Below are 16,528 nucleotides of genomic sequence, written 5' to 3'. Positions count from 1 at the left end.
GGTTTATGCGCCGCCCGACCGGACGTATAGTCCGATCACGAGGTCCTGCACACGATGATTGACCATGAGTGATCTGCAAATCCGCGCCATGCGCGGCGACGACATTGCGCTCGCCGTCGAGTGGGCGGCGGCCGAAGGCTGGAATCCGGGGCTTTCGGATGCCGCCTGCTTCGCCGTCGTCGACGCTGCCGGCTTTCTCATCGGCGAAATCGACCGCACACCGGTCGCCACCATCTCCTGCGTCAATTACGACGACCGCTTCGCCTTCCTCGGCTTCTACATCGTACGAAGCGATCTGCGCGGTCGCGGCTATGGCTTGCGCATCTGGAACGCGGCGATTGCGCATGCGGGCGCGCGCGTGATCGGGCTCGACGGCGTCGTCGCGCAGCAGGACAATTACAGAAAGTCCGGCTTTGCTCTCGCCTACGCCAATATCCGCTATGGCGGGATCGTCGCGGCGCCGGCGCAGCCCTCCGACATCGTCGCGCTCGATGGGATTCCGCTGGCACTGATCGAAGCGGATGACGCCACCGTCTTCCCGGCCTCGCGCAGCACCTTCCTGCGCGCCTGGATAGGCGCACCCGGCCATATCGGCCGCGCACTGATGCGTGAAGGAAAGCTCGCCGGGTGGGGCGTGATCCGCCCCTGCCGTCACGGCCACAAGATCGGGCCGCTGGTCGCCGACGACCGCGCCGGCGCGGAAATCATCATGCAGGCCCTGCTCGCCGCTGCCGGCGGCGGCGAGGTTTTTCTCGACGTCCCCAGCGTCAAACCGGAGGCGATTGCGCTGGCGGAAAGTTTTGGCCTTGCGCCGACCTTCGAGACGGCGCGCATGTACACCAGCCCGATCCCGCCGCTGCAGCTCGACCGGGTCTTCGGCGTGACCAGCTTTGAGCTCGGCTAGTGGTTGGCCCGCGCGTTCGGTGGCGAAGACGGCGCGCTCAGTAGCAGCGCATGATGTTGACAGTCTGCTCGCCGCCGCGGCCGGGCACTGTCACCGTCTCCGACGGGCAGCTCGGCACGTAGGGCCGATCCGACGGCGCGACGTTCGGCGGAAAACGATGTGCCCAGTCCCAAGGCACGTCATAGGTATATGTGTAGCGGACGTCATTGGAGAGTTGCGGCTGGGCCATCATCTCGGCGGCATAGGAGTCGCTCGTGGGAGGCTCGTAGTAGAAGCCGCCGCCGCCCGGCCAGGAAACAAACGAATTCCGGCGATGGAACCGCGCCAATGGTGCGATCCGCGGATGGACGGCGGCCGGTGCTCCGACCACGCCACGGGGCGCGGCGCCGCCCGATCTCGCAAAACTGTTGCTGGTGGCAAGAAGCAGCGCGGCTGCGCTCAGCGAGGCGAGTAACGCCCCATATGATCTATACGTCATGATACGCACCAACTCGTTTGGCCTGCGATGCTGCTCCCCGCCAGCACGCTAGGCCCTGCCGTCGCCCCCCCGCAAACGTATAATTAATTGTTGGTTAAGGCACGGGATTAACGGTTCCGCGCCCCCACCAGTGATCCTGACGGTGACGACTCGCACCCACGGGCCGATCATCGGTCGCACAAGTTTCGGAACGACTACACGACCGATATCAGGTCGCCAGTTCCGTTGCACCTCTCAAGACGGGTTTCGCGGACGACGTTTCGTATTCCACGAATTTCAGATGGTGCCCATCATTTGCGGTCAATATGCGGGAACCCGGTCCGCGCACCACGCTCTCCCTACGGTGATACCCATTCCCGTTTTGCAATTTGTTTCTGACGACTTATCTGCTTCAACGTGTTTACACGTTAATTGCGAAAATGCTCCGAGCAGAAAAATCAGACTCGCGAGAGCAGTGTTGAGTCTTTGGTTTATTGCGATGAAGGCGTTTGGATGAAGGCGTTTGGATGTGACTTGGAAGCCAACGTCCGTCGAGAGAGCAGATACGAACATGTGCTAGAGCCACCGTTCGAAACCGCTCGGAGGTGTGGCAGGCGCCTCACGGGGAGTCACTTGCAGTGACAATCCCTAGCGGAATGGACAACCGCCTTCTGAGAATATTGCCGCGAGCCGACTTTGATCTGCTCGCGCCCGAGCTCGAGAAGGTGGCGCTCAACCAGGACGCAGTCCTCTCGCAAGCGGGCGAGCGGATGGAGCATGTCTTCTTCCCTAATAGCGGCGCGATTTCCCTCATGATCGAGATGGCAAACGGACAGACCGTTGCCACCGCGTCAATCGGCCGCGAAGGTGCAATCGGCATACTCTCCGTGTTCGGAGCGTCGCTTTCGGTGATAACGGCCACCGTTCGTATGGCGGGAACCGCCTCGCGGATTCCGGCAGCGCGATTTCATGCGGCCTTTAGCCGGAGTCCCGCGATCCGGCAGGCGGTCCAGGTTCATATCACGTCGTTACTGACGCAGTTTCAACTTGGCGTAGCCTGCAATGCGCTGCATCCGGTCGGAGCCCGGATGGCCCGCTGGCTGCTGCAACTGCGCGACTGCACCGACAGCGACGTCCTCCCGCTCACTCAGGAGGCGCTGTCGCAGATGCTCGGTGTGCGACGAACCACAGTCACGCTCCTGATGCGCAATCTGCGCGAGTCCGGAGCGATTCGATCCGATCGACGGGGCAAAATCGAGGTTGATCGACCGCGGCTCGCCGCCGCCGCATGCGAATGCCACGCCAGCATGCGTCGCCAGATCGCAGAGATCTTCTCGGCGAGCGCGCCCCGGTCTCGCGCGTGGGCCATGCCGGCCAGCGTAAGGGATGACCGGGACAAGGCTGTTTGAGCGTTGTCCGGGCGACACGCTAAAGCGCGATGAGATCGGCATGAATTGTCATCGCGCCTTAGGTTGTTCCGGATCGTGCTTCAGCACCTCGATTCGGATTTCCCAGCGTCGACTATCTTGTGTCGGTCTGATGAGGCGCAAATTTGGATTGCGTCTCCAGCTTGCCGAGCTCGTGCAGGACCTTTGCCACCTCTCGCAATTCATTGCGCGCAGGGCCCGGCTTCAGCCGTCGCGCTTCGACGAGAAAATCCTTTGCTTGCAGCAGCAACGTGGACACTTCACCGGAAATCTTCTTCTTCGCCATCGTGGGCCCCTATCAAAATCATCGATGACAGCGTGATCAGGCCTAGAGACCCGTGCCGCGACGCCGCACACGGAGTGCCGGCTCGTCGACCCAAGCTTCCTGTGCGAACCAGGCGTGATCGACGGAGCAGATCGGACAGCGCGTGCGTCCGAAAAATACCGCGCTACACCGAAAGCGCTCGCGATCCGTTGCGATTCCGGTCGGAATCGCGCGTCCGGTTTGCGGGCATTTGACCATGAGCATACCCATCTCTTCCTCCTCCTCGGAATCGACCTCACTATTGTTGGAGCAGGAACCGGCCGGTTGGATTGCGCCTCTTATGTCGGTGCGTTGAGTTGGGGGGCATCGCGCACCTGGCCATCGTCTGATCGAGCATGGTGTGGGGCCATGCCAGTGGCGGGGCTTCTTCCAACCGGCCGTATTGCCCTCCTCTCCGATCGGCGGACGTTCAACCGGTCTTTTGGAAAACTTTGGCGACCTGCTGTCTGATCGGCTCGCCCGATTGCGTTGCAAGTCTCTGCGTAAGCTCCCACAATTGCCTGTTCTGGGCAGAGGCAGCATCAAAAGCCCTGCGCGCTTCCGCCGCCGACGTGGCGAAAACGTCGGTCATCGACTTGCTGCTCGCCATACGCGAAAAGTAATCGATCGCGGAGCTTGCGTTCGCATTCGAAATCTCGATGACCTTTAGCCCGTATTCGGTCGCAGTCTTGGCACTGTTCGAATAGGTCTCGCGAAGCGCTTCGGTCATCTCCTGCGAAACTGTCTTGATCTTCTCGCAACCCTCCTGCGTGCGGGCGGCTCGCTGCTCGGCAAGCTGCTCGAACAGGGGCCAACCGACGTTCGGAAGCCCGAACGCGGACAGTCCGAAACCATTTGAACCATTTGCTGCTTTCACTTCGGCTTTCGTTTCACTTTCACTCACAGCGCCTACCCTCTACTCAAGCGAAATCATTTCTCACGACGCATGAATTGCGCCGCAAGCGCCCACGGAAACGGGAGCGCCCGTTTTCCGTATCGATCAGCCATATTGATGAGCTTCACATCCAGCCCGCACGTCGAATATGCATGACGAAGACGAGGCCGTCCGTTCGATTTGCGACTCTCGCTTGGATTTTTTTCGCGAATGTCAATACAAACTCTAGTATGTCGGAGAGGTGACGCGGTGCAAAGTGGGGATATCGTGCGCGACGACTGGCGGAACTCGCGCGGTGCCCCCAACGAAGTCGAAACGGGGCGAGCCCGGAAAGACCGCAGCAACGTGGTATCGCGGTAGTTGGGTTTTGCGCCCGACCAGTTGGCCCAGCCCGACCCCTGGGCGCTGCCCAACGGACAAATCACGGCAGAGGCGGGCAATTCGCGCCACTCATATCGATTGACGAAATTCGGAATTATCGTATCTGCGCCCGCCTCCGTCATCGCGAGCGCAGCGAAACAATCCAGACTGTCAGCGCGGTGGGATTCTGGATTGCTTCATCGCAGGAGCTCCTCGCGACGACGGCGTTGAGACAGCCCGGGTGACTCGCCGGCTTGGCGATGGCGGGGGACGACACCGAGCGGCCCTTCCCCATCATCCCTTGCACAAACACTCCCCTTGTAACAAAACCGTCACACAGCAAAACTAAACGAAGGCGGCGGCCGCGATCGGCCGCAAGATGCCTCACCGCTGGGAGAGATTTCGATGCGCCGCTCATTCGTGTTGCTGTCCGCCGGACTGACCATGCTGTCCACCGGACTTGCGTCTGCGCAGAACAACACGCCCCGTAACCTGATCCTTTTCATCCCGGACGGCCTGCGCGCGCTGAAGGTCACCCCTGAGACCGCGCCGGCGATGGCCGCTGTCCGCGACAAGGGCGTCACTTTCAAGAACTCGCATTCGCTGTTCCCGACCTTCACCATGGCGAACGGCTCGGCGATGTCGACCGGACACTATCTCGGCGACACCGGCGTGTTCTCCAACACGATCTGGACCGGCTACACCTCCGCCCCCGCCGGCGACACCGTGGTCCCCTTTATCGAGAACGACGCCGTGCTCGGCGACATCGACGAGCATTTCAAGGGCGATTATCTGAACGAGGAGACCATCCTGAAGATGGCCCGCGACAAGGGGCTTTCCACCGCGGCGATCGGCAAGCTCGGCCCGACCTACCAGTTCGATCACACCGATCACCCGGAAAAGGCCGGCCAGCACTCGATCGTGATTGACGATGCGACCGGCGGCAAGGCTGGCGTGGCACTGTCCGACGAGATGAAGGAGGCGCTGACCAAGGCAGGCCTGCCCCTCACCGCCCCTTCGCGCGGCGACAATTCCAAGGCGGGTGACGCCAAGACGCCGGGCACAACGGTCGCCAACGTCGCGCAGCAGGCCTATTTCGCCGATGTCGCGGCCAAGGTCGTGCTGCCGATGTTCAAGGCGCGCAACAAGCCGTTCGTCCTGGTGTTCTGGTCACGCGATCCCGACGGCAGCCAGCACAACACCGGCGACAGCCTGAACCAGATCATGCCGGGCATCAACGGGCCGACCTCGATGGCCGGCATCAAGAACGCCGACGACAATCTCGCCCAGTTGCGCAAGGCGCTGGACGAGCTCGGCCTTGCGGCAAACACCAACATCATCGTGTCCGCAGACCACGGCTTCTCCACGATCTCCAAGGAAAGCAAGACCAGCCCCTCGGCCAAGGTCAGCTATGACGACACGCCGAAGGACTTCCTGCCGATGGGCTTCCTGGCGCTCGACCTCGCCAAGGCGCTGGACCTGCCGTTGTTCGATCCGAACGACAAGAACGCCGCCATCACCGGCAACGCCCATCCAAAGGCAGGCAACGGCGCGCTCGGCAAGGATCCGGCCAAGCCCGATCTCGTCGTCGCGACCAATGGCGGATCGGACCTGATCTACCTGCCGAACAAGGACAAGAAGCTGGCGGCAAAGACGATCAAGGCGCTGCTCGATCAGGACTACGTCTCCGGCCTGTTCGTCGACGACTCCCTCGGCCGCTTCCCCGGCACGCTGCCGCTCTCGCTCATCAATCTGCGCGGCAAGGCGGCGACGCCGACGCCGGCGATCGTCGTCAACTTCCGCTCCTATGCCAGCAATTGCGGCGAGGCGCCGACCAACTGCTCGGTGCAGGTCGCCGACACCGTGCTGCGCCAGGGCCAGGGCATGCACGGCAGCTTCAGCCGAGGCGACACCATGAACTTCATGGCGGCGATCGGTCCTGACTTCAAGACGGGCTATGTGGACGAGCTGCCCGTCAGCAATGCCGACGTCGGAGTGACAGCGGCCAAGATCATGGGGCTGCGTACCTCACAGAACGGTGGCCTCATCGGCCGTGTGATGTCGGAAGCCTTGCCGAACGGCATCGTGCCGAAGGGATATGTCGGCGACGTCAAGTCGAAGCCGGCCGAGAACGGCCTGCGCACCGTCCTCAACTTCCAGCGCGTCGAGAGCCAGCGCTATTTCGACGCGGCCGGCTTCCCGGGCCGCACGCTCGGCCTTGAGCCCGAGAGTGGCAAACAAAAAACGGCGGGGAAATAACCCCGCCGTCCCGAAAGGCGCATCATGAGATGCGCGAAGTCACATGCCAATGTCGAACACGTTCGGCAATTGGCCCGCCAGCGGCAGCGCGGTGGCACCCAGGAAGGTTGCCACCATCGCCATCAGGCGACGGTTGCCCTGGCGCTTGCCGCGCATCTGGCCGGCAATCCATTCCAGCATGTCGCGGTTGACGCGCGAGGCGTAGCCAGGCGCCCAGCTCTCGATCTCCGTCTCGGGCGACAGCGCAACGCTGCGCGGCGGCACCGGCAGGCCGGAGGCGCTCGCGGCGTGATGCGCGACGGCTTTCGCCAGGAGGTCGTCGAACCGGCCAGCATCGGTGCGCTCGGTCGCGGCCTCGTTGATCTCGAACAGCGCCTCGGCTTCGGCGCGGCTGACGGGCTGGTCGTTGACGGCGCCAGCCGTCAGGATGCGCGCGCACCAGGCGGCGTCGTCGGCATCGAGCGAGCGGGAGAAATGTACCCGGCCCTTGGTGGTGGGGCCTTCGCCGGTGATCACGCCGTCGCGCACGATGCTGAGTGCATGGGCCGCGGTATCACGGCAGGACGGTTCGAGGAACGGCGACTCAACAGACTTGGACTCAGGGGACTTGGGCTCAACAGACTTGGCAGCGGCAGACATAGTTCACTTCCAGAATTCTTCCGATCGACCAGCATTTCCATGCTGGGCCTGAACGAGTGGTTAACGATTCGATATGGGGATCGCGACTTTTCTAAATGGTTGCCGATTGGTCGCCGTCAGGACCGTTTCGGTTCTATCCGACGTCGGGCGGCGTGGTGCGGGTCATAAAAGGCAATATCGGGGCAATCCAGCCCTTTCCCGCCGGTGGGGATATTTCGCCGCAGCGGCGCGTGCGTCAAGAAGGTGCTAGAAGATCGGCGTCTTGAGAGAATGATTTCACATTTTACTTGAACGGGTTCACTTCGGACCTTCCCCGACTTATACTCTATCAAACGCCCACAGAGCGAATTCATCATTAACTTCAATAAGATGAGGTAGAACCATGCCACTTCCGATCGGCGCCACCGCCCCCGACTTCGAAGCCGAGACCACCGAGGGGAAAATTAAATTCCACGACTGGATCGGCAACAGCTGGGCCCTCCTGTTCTCGCATCCCAAGGATTTTACCCCGGTCTGCACCACCGAGCTCGGCGCCCTCGCCAAGCTGAAGCCCGAATTCGACAAGCGCGGCGTCAAGCTGATCGGCCTGTCGGTCGATCCGATCGACCGCCATTCCAAATGGGCCGAGGACATCAAGGAAACGCAGGGTGCCGCCCCGAACTATCCGCTGATCGGCGACACCGACTTCAACGTCTCAAAACTCTACGAGATGCTGCCGGCCTCGACCTCCGGTGATCCCCTCACCCGGACCCCTGCCGACAACCAGACCGTCCGCAACGTCTTCGTCATCGGCCCGGACAAGAAGATCAAGCTGGTGCTGGTCTATCCGATGACCACGGGGCGGAACTTCCAGGAAATCCTGCGCGCGATCGACTCGCTCCAGCTCACTGCCAAGCATCGCGTCGCCACGCCGGCTGACTGGAAGCACGGAGAAGACGTCATCATCGCGGGCTCGGTCTCCAACGAAGAGGCCAAGACGATCTATCCGCAGGGCTGGAAGGAACCGAAGCCCTACATCCGGATCGTGCCGCAGCCGAAGTGACGGCCCTACCCGGTCGTACGGTCCGCCACCAAGAGACCCGCGGTCGATGAGACCGCGGTCACCGCTGCACCCCAGCCGATGTCGACCAGCGCGACCGGCCAGCTCCAGGCCCTAAGCAGCGCCAGCGCCGTCAGGTCGAAGGTCGCGTACAGAACAGCCCGAACAGAGCTCCATAGAGCAGCGTCGATTGCCAGGTCGCATCCTTCGATCCGCTGACGAACACCAGCACGCCGACGACATAGAGAAGGTAGAACAGCGCCGCCGGCACAGGCTTCAGCTCGCCCAGCATCTCGCCGACCTCTGCGACGAAGAAGCTGTTCGCGATCAGGCCCAGGAACAGGAAATCCAGGCCCATCAGGACGACCAACGTCGCAAGGTACAGCACGATCGCGCGGTTCACGTCAGCCTCCCCGTCCGGACGCCACATGATGCCGCAAGCTACGACGTGGCAGGCCGGATGGTTTCAGCCCGCCGCGCCGATCAGGCCGCGCGCACGCGGTCAAGAAATCTCTCGACCTCTGCCTTCAGATTGAGGCTCTCGCCCGACAGCGCCTGAGCCGAGGCGAACATCCGGCTCGAGGTCTCGCCGGTCTCGTTCGCGCCCTTGGCCGCGTGACGGACATTGGCCGCAACGTCAGCCGTGCCGCTCGCCGCGGCCCGGACGCTGCCGGCGATGTTGTGGGTGGCGCTCCTCTGCTGCTCGACCGCCGCAGAGATTGACGTGGCGATGCCGCTGATGCGCTCGATGGTCTGGCCGATCGCCTTGATGGCGACGACCGACTCTTCGGTCGCGAGCTGCATGCTGGCGATCTGGCTGGAGATCTCGTCGGTTGCCTTGGCGGTCTGTCCGGCGAGCGTCTTGACCTCCTGGGCCACCACCGCAAAGCCGCGTCCCGCATCGCCTGCGCGCGCTGCCTCGATGGTGGCATTGAGCGCCAGCAGATTGGTCTGTTCGGCGATCGATGTGATCAGCTTGACCACGTCGCCGATGCGGGCGCCGGCTTCCGAAAGCTGCGCGATGCGCTGGTCGGTAGCCTCCGCCTGCCGCACCGCCTCGGCGGAGATCTCGTTCGACTCCTGCACCCTGCGGGTGATCTCGGTGATCGACTTGGAGAGCTCGTCGGAGGCCGCAGCCGCCGACTTCACGTGGTCGGAGGCGGTCTCGGAAGCGCCCGCGGACTGCGCCGACAGCTGGGCGGTCGAACGCGCGGCATCGGTCAGCTGCCGGGCCACGCGCTCGAATTCGCCCGAGGAGTCCAGCACGTTATTGAGGATGCCGCCGACACTGCCGCGGAACTCGTCGACGAAGTTACGCAGCTCGGACTTGCGCTGCTCGGCAGCAGCCGCCGTCGTCGCTGCCTGCTCGCTGCGCAGGCGCGCCCGCTCCAGCGAATTGCTCTTGAACACCGCGACCGTGCGCGCGATCTCACCGATCTCGTCCGCCCGGTCCTCGCAATCGATGGTGATGTCGTCCCGGCCATTTGCCAGCGCCGTCAGCGAGTTCGTCACCGAGCTCAGCGGCCTGGTCACGCGGCGCACGACCAGCATGGTCAGAGCGAGCACCAGCAGCGCGGCGATGCCGGCGGCAATCGCCATGTTGCGGATCGTCTCCGCCATCATGCTCTCGAACTGCGCCATGGGGATGCCGACATAGAGAATGCCGACGACCTTGCCGGCCGTATCCGAGACCGGGAAATAGGCGGTCATGAAGGACTTGCCGAACAGCGTGGCCGGGCCCTTGTAGGCTTCGCCCTTGCGCAAGGGGCCTTGGCCGGGGTGATCGGCGGCAAGCTGGGTGCCGACGGCGCGGTCGCCATTCTCCTTCTTCACGTTGGTCGAGCGGCGGACGAACTGCCCGCTGGCCTCGTCGAACACGAACAACGTGGCATTGCCGCCGACATAGGACACGGCGCGATCGACGATCGCGTGGTCCTTGAAGTCGGGCATCTTGGGGATCTCGGCGCGGACGACCATGCCGTCCCTCATCGTGATCCTGGCGTCGGGAACGATCTCGGCGAAAGCGAGCGCCAGCGTGCGCAGATTGACCTCGATGTCGCGCAGCGCGCGATCGTTGAACTCGGACGTGAGAGACCAATAGCCCGCACCGACCACGAGTGCCGTATTCACCGCAATCAGGAGCACCGCGCACAGCATTGACTTGGTGCCGAGCTTGAACCTGAACTGCGGCAGGACCTTCCCAGTCGATGGATCGGACATGTAACTCCCCCAACAAGACGCCGTATACTTGAAGGGGGCGGCTTACGATCGCATTAACGGCGGTTCGCAACTACGGCCGGCGGCTTGTTTTCCAAAGGTAACGGGGATCATTTCCGACCATGCCGGGCCCACCGCCTATCATCGTCTGGTTCCGCGATGACCTGCGACTCTCAGACCACCTGGCCCTCCACGCCGCCGCACGGACTGGCGCGCCGGTGATCTGCCTCTACGTCCTCGACGACACCGTGGGACGGCCGCTCGGTGGCGCAGCGCGCTGGTGGCTGGCGCAGTCGCTGCGGTCACTTGCCGCAAGCCTCGCCGCGATCGGGGGCGCGCTCACGCTACGCAGAGGACCGGCGGCCAAGGTGATCCCTCAGGTGGCACGCGAAAGCGAAGCGGCCGCAGTCTACTGGAACGAGATCGCGCAGGCTCCACATCAAGCGCTTGAGACAAAACTCAAGGGGAGCCTCACAAAGCTCGGCGTGGCCTCACGAAGCTTCCTGGGTGACCTCCTGGCTTCGCCAAGCACGATCCGCAACAAGGACGGCCGCGGCCTGCGCGTGTTCACGCCATTCTGGCGGCGCGTGCTGGCGCTGGGCGATCCGCCCAAGCCGCTGCCGGCGCCGAAGGCGCTGCGCGCAGGTCCGGAGCTTGCGAGCGATACCCTCGAAAGTTTCGGGCTCGAACCGGCACGGCCCGATTGGGCCGGCGGCTTGCGCGAGAGCTGGCAGCCCGGCGAGACCCACGCCCACGGCCGGCTGCGCAATTTCCTCAAGACCACCGCGCGCGACTATGCCAGCGACCGCGACCGGCCTGACCTGCCGGGCTCCTCACGGCTGTCGCCGCACCTGCGCTTCGGCGAGATCAGCCCGCGCCAGCTCTGGCACGCCGCGCGCTTTGCCGCCGCCGAGGACCCGGCCCTTGCGAGCGGTGTCGAGAAATTCCTCGGCGAGCTCGGCTGGCGCGAGTTCTGCCGTCACCTCCTGTTCGACCATCCCGATCTCGCGACGGAGAACCTGCAACCCGGCTTCGATGGGTTCCCGTGGAAGCACGACGCGAAGGCGCTCGCCGCCTGGCAGCGCAGCCGGACCGGCTATCCCATAGTCGATGCCGGCCTGCGCGAGCTCTGGCACAGCGGCGTGATGCACAACCGGGTGCGGATGGTCGTGGCCTCCTTCCTGGTCAAGCATCTCCTGATCGACTGGCGACAGGGCGAAAGAGTGGTTCTGGGACACGCTGGTCGATGCCGACCCCGGCAGCAACCCGGCCAATTGGCAATGGGTGGCCGGCTGCGGCGCCGATGCCGCGCCCTATTTCCGAGTCTTCAATCCGGTGCTCCAGGGCGAGAAGTTCGATCCTGATGGCACCTATGTGCGGCGCTGGGTGCCCGAACTTAGGCATCTGCCGGCGAAGCTGGTCCATCAACCCTGGCAGGCGACACCGATCGAGCTTGCGAGCGCAGGCGTCGAACTCGGCCACAACTACCCGCGTCCGCTGGTCGATCATGCTAAGGGGCGTGAGCGCGCGCTCGCAGCTTACGCGAAGATCCGCAGAGGTTGAGCGTTGCTTTGACAGGTTGTCGAATCCCGCTATCGTCATCGCTCCGTTCAAACCTTGGGGGACGACATGAACGACGACACACCCGTCATTGAGCCTGCGATCGAAGCGACGCCCGTCGCCGAACCACCGAAAGAGGCTGCCAAGCCCGCGCCGAAGAAGGCCCGGAAAGCCGCCAAGAAGGTCGCAAAGAAAGTAGCGACGAAGAAGAAGACGGCGAAGAAGGCCAAGAAGGCCTCCAAGAAGAAGGCCTCCAAGAAGAAAGCCGCGAAGAAGGCTCCCAAGAAGGCCGCCAAGAAGACTGCAAAGAAAGCCGCCAAGAAAAAGAAAAAAGCCAAGCGCTGATCGCGGACCTGAGACCAGGCCTCCGGGTGCCCAGCGTCCGGCGGCTCTGCACACGCTTCTCGCCCGGCCGCGGCGAAGTCCGCCGCGCGGCTAGGCGCGTTTGTTGACCAGGAATACCGCCGCCGCGCAGATCGCCATCCCGGCAACGGCCACCGCATCGAGCCTTTCACCGAACAGCAGGTAGGCCATCAGCGCCGTGACCGCCGGGACGAGATAGAACAGACTCGCAACCGCGGTCGCGGCCGAATGCCGGATCAGCCAGTACAACAGGCCGATTGACCCAATCGAGAGCACCACCGCGAGCCAGGCAAGCCCCAGCACGAACTCCCGTGTCCAATGCACCACGCGGTCCTCGAAGGCGAAGGCGCCTGTCGCAAAGAACAGCGTCACTGCGACATATTGCACGAGATTGCCGGCACGCCAGTCGATGTGGTTGCAGTAGCGGCGCTGGTAGAGCGTGCCGAGAGTGATGCTGATCAGCGAGACGACCGAGGCGAGCCATCCGAGACCGGCCTCTCCGGTCATGGGACGATTGTGCAGGATCAGCACCACACCACCGAGACCGAGCAAGAGCCCGCCCCATTGCAGCGGCGTCACCCGCTCGCCGAGCCAACGATTGGCGATGGTCGAGGTCAGGATCGGCTGGAGGCCCGGGATGAGCGCGGAGAGACCGGCGGGAATCGAATGCGCGATCGCAATCGCGGTGCCGCCGAGATAGAAGCCGTGGACGAGAATGCCAGCGACCGCGCTGTGGGCGATGCCGGTCCCGTCCGGCCATTTGGGACGTGCAATTGCCACGATGATCGCCATCAACCCGACCACGATCGCCATGCGGATGGCGAGGTAGGTCAAGGGATCGGCGTTGTTGACGACGGATTTGGTGGCGATGAACCCGGTGCTCCACAGCAGGACGAAGAGGACCGGCGCCGCGCGTGCGGCCCAATTTTCTTGATTATGATTCGTTGCCGTTCTCATTGCCCGACCAAGGGCGGGGCGGCAATTGCGAATTTGGCGGGTCTGATGCTGCGCTGGACGAGGGACGTGTCGGCTGCGTCGAGGACGACCTCAGCTGGCTCGGCCGCTCACCACTCGTCGGGACAGGGATCGACGATCTTCCAGAGATCGACGCCGTTCTTGATCTTCTTCATCTCGGTGGTGAGCCCACCATTGCGCTGGATCCAGTCCTTCACCGCGCCCGGGTAGTAGGACATCAGGTCGGACGTGCCCTCGGCGCTGGTCACCTTGATGCCGAAGGTGAACGCCTTGTCGTAATAGGCCTGATGGAAGCCGAGGCTGGCGCGCGGCGTCACGCAGATCTTGTTCATGGGCACGATGCCCAGGACCAGGGTGCAGGCCGAATTGCAGATGCCGTCGATGATGACCCGCTCGCCCTTGTCACGGACACGCTTGTACTTGGCCTTGTATTCCTCGACGTAACCGCCGTGGTCGCGCGTGATGTGCAAATCCGCGCGCGCAGGTGCCGCGGCGACGCAGGACAGCAACAGCAGGCTGATGGGCGTGATGCGCATTGCGGAGTAACGGCTGAAGCCTGGTTTGAAGGGAGCCGACCTCAAAGAGACCCCCCAAGGGGCCGGCCACCGGATGCTAACGAACTCTTGGCCAAACTGTGTTGGGAATTCGTTAAGCATCCGGAAAAGGCCAAAAATGGGCAGGCCTTCGGACTCGGCGGCAGTCCCGGCCGCATCAAGGCGCTAATCTGTGGAATTTCACCCCGTTTACCGCCGCAAAGCGGGTGCCCTATGGGTCGCAAATCGCTATAAGATCGTTGTCGGTTAGGTCGGCTTCCGGAGAATCAAGATGAGCAAGTTGAAGTGCCTTGCGGCGGTCGCCGCCCTGTCGGTGGTGACGCTCGCCCCGAGCCTGTCCGAGGCGCGGGTCCATCACCGGTACCACCACTACCACGTCAATCCGCTGCCCTACCCGATCAGCTACATCCACAATTACGGTCCGGGGGTCACGCCCGGCAGCTTCGCCTATTACGACGGACCGTCGACCATTCAGTGTTACCAGAGCTCAGCCGCCTATATCGGCCAGGATAGGCGCCGGCACCCCTGCTACTGAAGGGATGCGCCGGCGCACTGCCGGCGGCAACCCTATCGTGGCGCGCCGGACGCCAGGAGCTGTTTCTCGATCTCATAGATCGGCAGCTTGACGAGGTCCTTGCCGACCTCGCCATGCAACGCCTTGCGCACGGCGTCCGAGTAATCGGCCCGGATCATGCCGAGCGCGCGGGGAGAGGCGACCATGGTCAGCGCAGCGGTCTCGCCCGATGCGACCGCGCTATCGAGCCGGCCAGCCAGGCTCTTCAGGAAGGCACGCTCGGCCTCATCATGCCAGTCGGTCTGCTCGACCGAGCTGCGCGCACCGCCGAGCGCGGTGTGCAAGGTGCCCGGCGCGTCGGTGCCTTGGGCGCTGGTCGACGGGTTCGGCTGCTCGTGCACCTCTCTCGTATGCAGGTTCGGAAACATCTCGTCGCCGATGTTCTCCAGGATGAGCGCCTTGCGCCCGTCGCACACGACGATCCATTCGCCCTTGTCGATCCTCATCTTGGTCATTGCAGCACTCCAGGAATGGCGTGGGCGCAACGAGAGGCTACCCCGCACAAAAGCTATGCAAGCCGGCCGGTCAGAGATGACCTTCGAACTCCTCGAAGGACTTGCCGAACTGCGTCATCGCCTCCTCCAGATAGTCCGCGAGCATCGGCGTCGCGATCAGATAGGAGGCGGTACGATTGTTGTGGGCCTGGGCGGCCTGGGCCTGCAGCTCGCGCCATGTGGAAAGGTCGCCGTCGCCGCGGCCGAGCCAAGTCAACGCCACGAGATCAATCTGCTCGTCGACATTGAGGTCGCGGATGAAGCCAGCCAGCTCCGCGCGGTCGGTCGCCTCTCCGCGGCCGCCGCGGCCATAGCTCATGTCGTCGTCGCCGCTGTCCAGGATGACACCGCCCCCGTCCGCCCCGCTGTCGGACTGGCGCGCCTTCGCGATGATGAAGAAGACCTTCTCTGGCGAGATCGACAGGCTGGGAATGGTCCGCATGGTGGGTCACCTTCTTGAGGGACCGGCGCATCGCCGCTCCCACGAGACGCAGACTAGAGGCGCCGGCGCGCGCGCGAATTGCGCAAGATCAAGTATCAAAGCGGCGCCGCGCGGGAGCCAATGTCCCGGCTTCGTAACCGCCTGGCTGAAGATTGGTTCATCAGCATTACATTTCGGTTCCGCCACAATTTGATCAGAACCAATTCGATATCTTGGCGCCGGTAAGCAAAGGAAGACACATCATGAAGTTTAGAATTGGCCTCGCTGCTGCGTCGTTACTCGCTGCGGTCACAGCATCGCCGGCCGCGTCGGCCATGCCAGTTGCGCCTGCTCCGCAGGTGTCGTCAGATGCCGAGCAAGTCCGCTTGGTCTGCGACGCTTGGGGGCGCTGCTGGCGGCAGCCGAGCTACTATAATCGTTACCTCTATGCACCCGATTACGGACCCAGATATTATGGTCCGCGCTATTACGGCCCGCGCTATTACGGCTGGCGCCGTTGGTGATCTTAAGGGGGCCCTTCGGGCCCCCTTCGCATTTGCGAGAGGATGCCGCAGAGCTGGGACGATTCTAAAACTGATCCAGATCAAGGACGACAGAGTCGGCTTGGTCATTCTGTCTCTATGGCCGATTTGATCGTTTTTCGTTGCCCCCAGACGGGCATGAATGTGCAAACTCATTTGGAAAAGCAGCAGGGCGTAGAGGGGCGGAGTTTTGAGGCCTTCACCTGCCCTGCTTGCGCGCGCGTCCATTTCATCGATCTGGTATCCGGACAGCCGATGAGCCGGAATCGCTGAGCAGCTCCACGCTCAACGTCTGGCACTCCGAAGGCCGCGAACTAGGTGTGGCCTGTCAGGAGGTTGTCCATCTGGTCTGAACCGAGGAAGCTGAGGTTGCGAAGCTTCAGTGTTCCAAGGAGAGACCAGATGAACGTCCACAAGAATGCGCCTTTGACGCCCAAAGGTCGAGAGGCGATGGTCCGAAGCGTGGCGCAAGGCGGGCTCAGCCAGGCTGGCGCGGCCGATCTGTTCAATACGACACCGAAGACGGTGGCCAAATGGGTCAAGC

The 16,528-nt window shown here is 63.2% G+C and carries 17 protein-coding genes and 2 pseudogenes; 8 read left to right on the top strand and 11 right to left on the bottom strand.

The genetic code is table 11. The annotated features are described in order from the left end of the window. Positions 1-64: 64 nt before the first annotated feature. Entirely contained in the window at positions 65-904 is an 840-nt protein-coding gene (locus YUU_RS0139440) for a GNAT family N-acetyltransferase (protein ID WP_027527217.1), read from the top strand. 37 nt (positions 905-941) lie between these two features. Here YUU_RS0139440 and YUU_RS0139435 read toward each other — a convergent pair whose 3' ends face one another. Next, on the bottom strand, positions 942-1,382 hold the full coding sequence (locus YUU_RS0139435; RefSeq protein ID WP_027527216.1) for a hypothetical protein: 441 nt from the start codon (positions 1,380-1,382) through the stop codon (positions 942-944). A 635-nt stretch (positions 1,383-2,017) separates the two neighbouring features. On the opposite strand from YUU_RS0139435, the gene YUU_RS53330 reads away from it, so the two are divergent. After that, positions 2,018-2,770, top strand: a complete 753-nt coding sequence (locus tag YUU_RS53330) for a Crp/Fnr family transcriptional regulator (protein WP_245288245.1) — start codon at positions 2,018-2,020, stop codon at positions 2,768-2,770. 112 nt (positions 2,771-2,882) lie between these two features. On the opposite strand, the gene YUU_RS0139425 is transcribed toward YUU_RS53330, so the two are convergent. From YUU_RS0139425 to YUU_RS53325, 3 genes are all read right to left on the bottom strand, one after another. Beyond that, positions 2,883-3,074 (bottom strand): hypothetical protein, encoded by a 192-nt coding sequence (locus YUU_RS0139425; protein ID WP_027527215.1) that lies wholly within the window; start codon positions 3,072-3,074, stop codon positions 2,883-2,885. Positions 3,075-3,116: 42 nt separating this feature from the next. Continuing rightward, the gene (locus tag YUU_RS61730; protein ID WP_027527214.1) at positions 3,117-3,323 is read right to left on the bottom strand and encodes a hypothetical protein; all 207 of its coding nucleotides are present in this window, start codon (positions 3,321-3,323) and stop codon (positions 3,117-3,119) included. 199 nt (positions 3,324-3,522) lie between these two features. Next, positions 3,523-3,969, bottom strand: coding sequence for a phasin family protein (locus YUU_RS53325; RefSeq protein WP_245288244.1), 447 nt, complete (start codon positions 3,967-3,969; stop codon positions 3,523-3,525). Positions 3,970-4,752: 783 nt separating this feature from the next. Here YUU_RS53325 and YUU_RS0139410 point away from each other — a divergent pair. Then, on the top strand, positions 4,753-6,606 hold the full coding sequence (locus YUU_RS0139410) for an alkaline phosphatase family protein (protein ID WP_027527213.1): 1,854 nt from the start codon (positions 4,753-4,755) through the stop codon (positions 6,604-6,606). A 39-nt stretch (positions 6,607-6,645) separates the two neighbouring features. Here YUU_RS0139410 and YUU_RS0139405 read toward each other — a convergent pair whose 3' ends face one another. Continuing rightward, positions 6,646-7,245 (bottom strand): hypothetical protein, encoded by a 600-nt coding sequence (locus YUU_RS0139405; protein ID WP_027527212.1) that lies wholly within the window; start codon positions 7,243-7,245, stop codon positions 6,646-6,648. A gap of 382 nt (positions 7,246-7,627) precedes the next feature. Here YUU_RS0139405 and YUU_RS0139400 point away from each other — a divergent pair, with 382 nt between their 5' ends. Then, a complete protein-coding gene (locus YUU_RS0139400; RefSeq protein WP_027527211.1) occupies positions 7,628-8,287 on the top strand; it encodes a peroxiredoxin in 660 nt (219 codons plus the stop codon). Positions 8,288-8,292: 5 nt separating this feature from the next. Here the strand turns inward: YUU_RS0139400 and YUU_RS53320 are convergent. Together YUU_RS53320 and YUU_RS0139390 are read right to left on the bottom strand one after the other, a co-directional pair. Beyond that, positions 8,293-8,687: pseudogene (locus YUU_RS53320) on the bottom strand (DUF2177 family protein). An 80-nt stretch (positions 8,688-8,767) separates the two neighbouring features. Then, entirely contained in the window at positions 8,768-10,504 is a 1,737-nt protein-coding gene (locus tag YUU_RS0139390) for a methyl-accepting chemotaxis protein (RefSeq protein ID WP_027527210.1), read from the bottom strand. 119 nt (positions 10,505-10,623) lie between these two features. On the opposite strand from YUU_RS0139390, the pseudogene YUU_RS53315 reads away from it, so the two are divergent. Continuing rightward, positions 10,624-12,064, top strand: a pseudogene (locus YUU_RS53315) (deoxyribodipyrimidine photo-lyase). Between the two features lie 66 nt (positions 12,065-12,130). Then, positions 12,131-12,406, top strand: a complete 276-nt coding sequence (locus tag YUU_RS0139380) for a hypothetical protein (protein ID WP_027527209.1) — start codon at positions 12,131-12,133, stop codon at positions 12,404-12,406. Positions 12,407-12,496: 90 nt separating this feature from the next. Here the strand turns inward: YUU_RS0139380 and YUU_RS0139375 are convergent, their stop codons facing one another. Both YUU_RS0139375 and YUU_RS0139370 read right to left on the bottom strand, forming a co-directional pair. Beyond that, positions 12,497-13,381, bottom strand: coding sequence for a DMT family transporter (locus YUU_RS0139375; protein ID WP_027527208.1), 885 nt, complete (start codon positions 13,379-13,381; stop codon positions 12,497-12,499). A 107-nt stretch (positions 13,382-13,488) separates the two neighbouring features. After that, positions 13,489-13,935 (bottom strand): hypothetical protein, encoded by a 447-nt coding sequence (locus tag YUU_RS0139370; RefSeq protein WP_027527207.1) that lies wholly within the window; start codon positions 13,933-13,935, stop codon positions 13,489-13,491. A gap of 289 nt (positions 13,936-14,224) precedes the next feature. Between YUU_RS0139370 and YUU_RS0139365 the strand changes: the two genes are divergently transcribed. Further along, positions 14,225-14,488: a hypothetical protein gene (locus YUU_RS0139365; protein WP_027527206.1), complete on the top strand. Its 264-nt coding sequence runs from the start codon at positions 14,225-14,227 to the stop codon at positions 14,486-14,488. A 32-nt stretch (positions 14,489-14,520) separates the two neighbouring features. On the opposite strand, the gene YUU_RS0139360 is transcribed toward YUU_RS0139365, so the two are convergent. After that, positions 14,521-14,982 (bottom strand): host attachment protein, encoded by a 462-nt coding sequence (locus YUU_RS0139360; protein ID WP_027527205.1) that lies wholly within the window; start codon positions 14,980-14,982, stop codon positions 14,521-14,523. 70 nt (positions 14,983-15,052) lie between these two features. Next, on the bottom strand, positions 15,053-15,463 hold the full coding sequence (locus YUU_RS0139355) for a DUF3775 domain-containing protein (RefSeq protein WP_027527204.1): 411 nt from the start codon (positions 15,461-15,463) through the stop codon (positions 15,053-15,055). Between the two features lie 242 nt (positions 15,464-15,705). Here YUU_RS0139355 and YUU_RS57330 point away from each other — a divergent pair, with 242 nt between their 5' ends. Then, complete coding sequence (locus YUU_RS57330) at positions 15,706-15,966, top strand: hypothetical protein (protein ID WP_084801768.1); 261 nt, start codon at positions 15,706-15,708, stop codon at positions 15,964-15,966. Positions 15,967-16,528 lie beyond the last annotated feature (562 nt).

The organism is Bradyrhizobium sp. Ec3.3 (assembly GCF_000472925.1).
In the GTDB taxonomy this organism is placed as follows: domain Bacteria; phylum Pseudomonadota; class Alphaproteobacteria; order Rhizobiales; family Xanthobacteraceae; genus Bradyrhizobium.
This window is presented reverse-complemented; position numbering and strand designations above follow the sequence as displayed.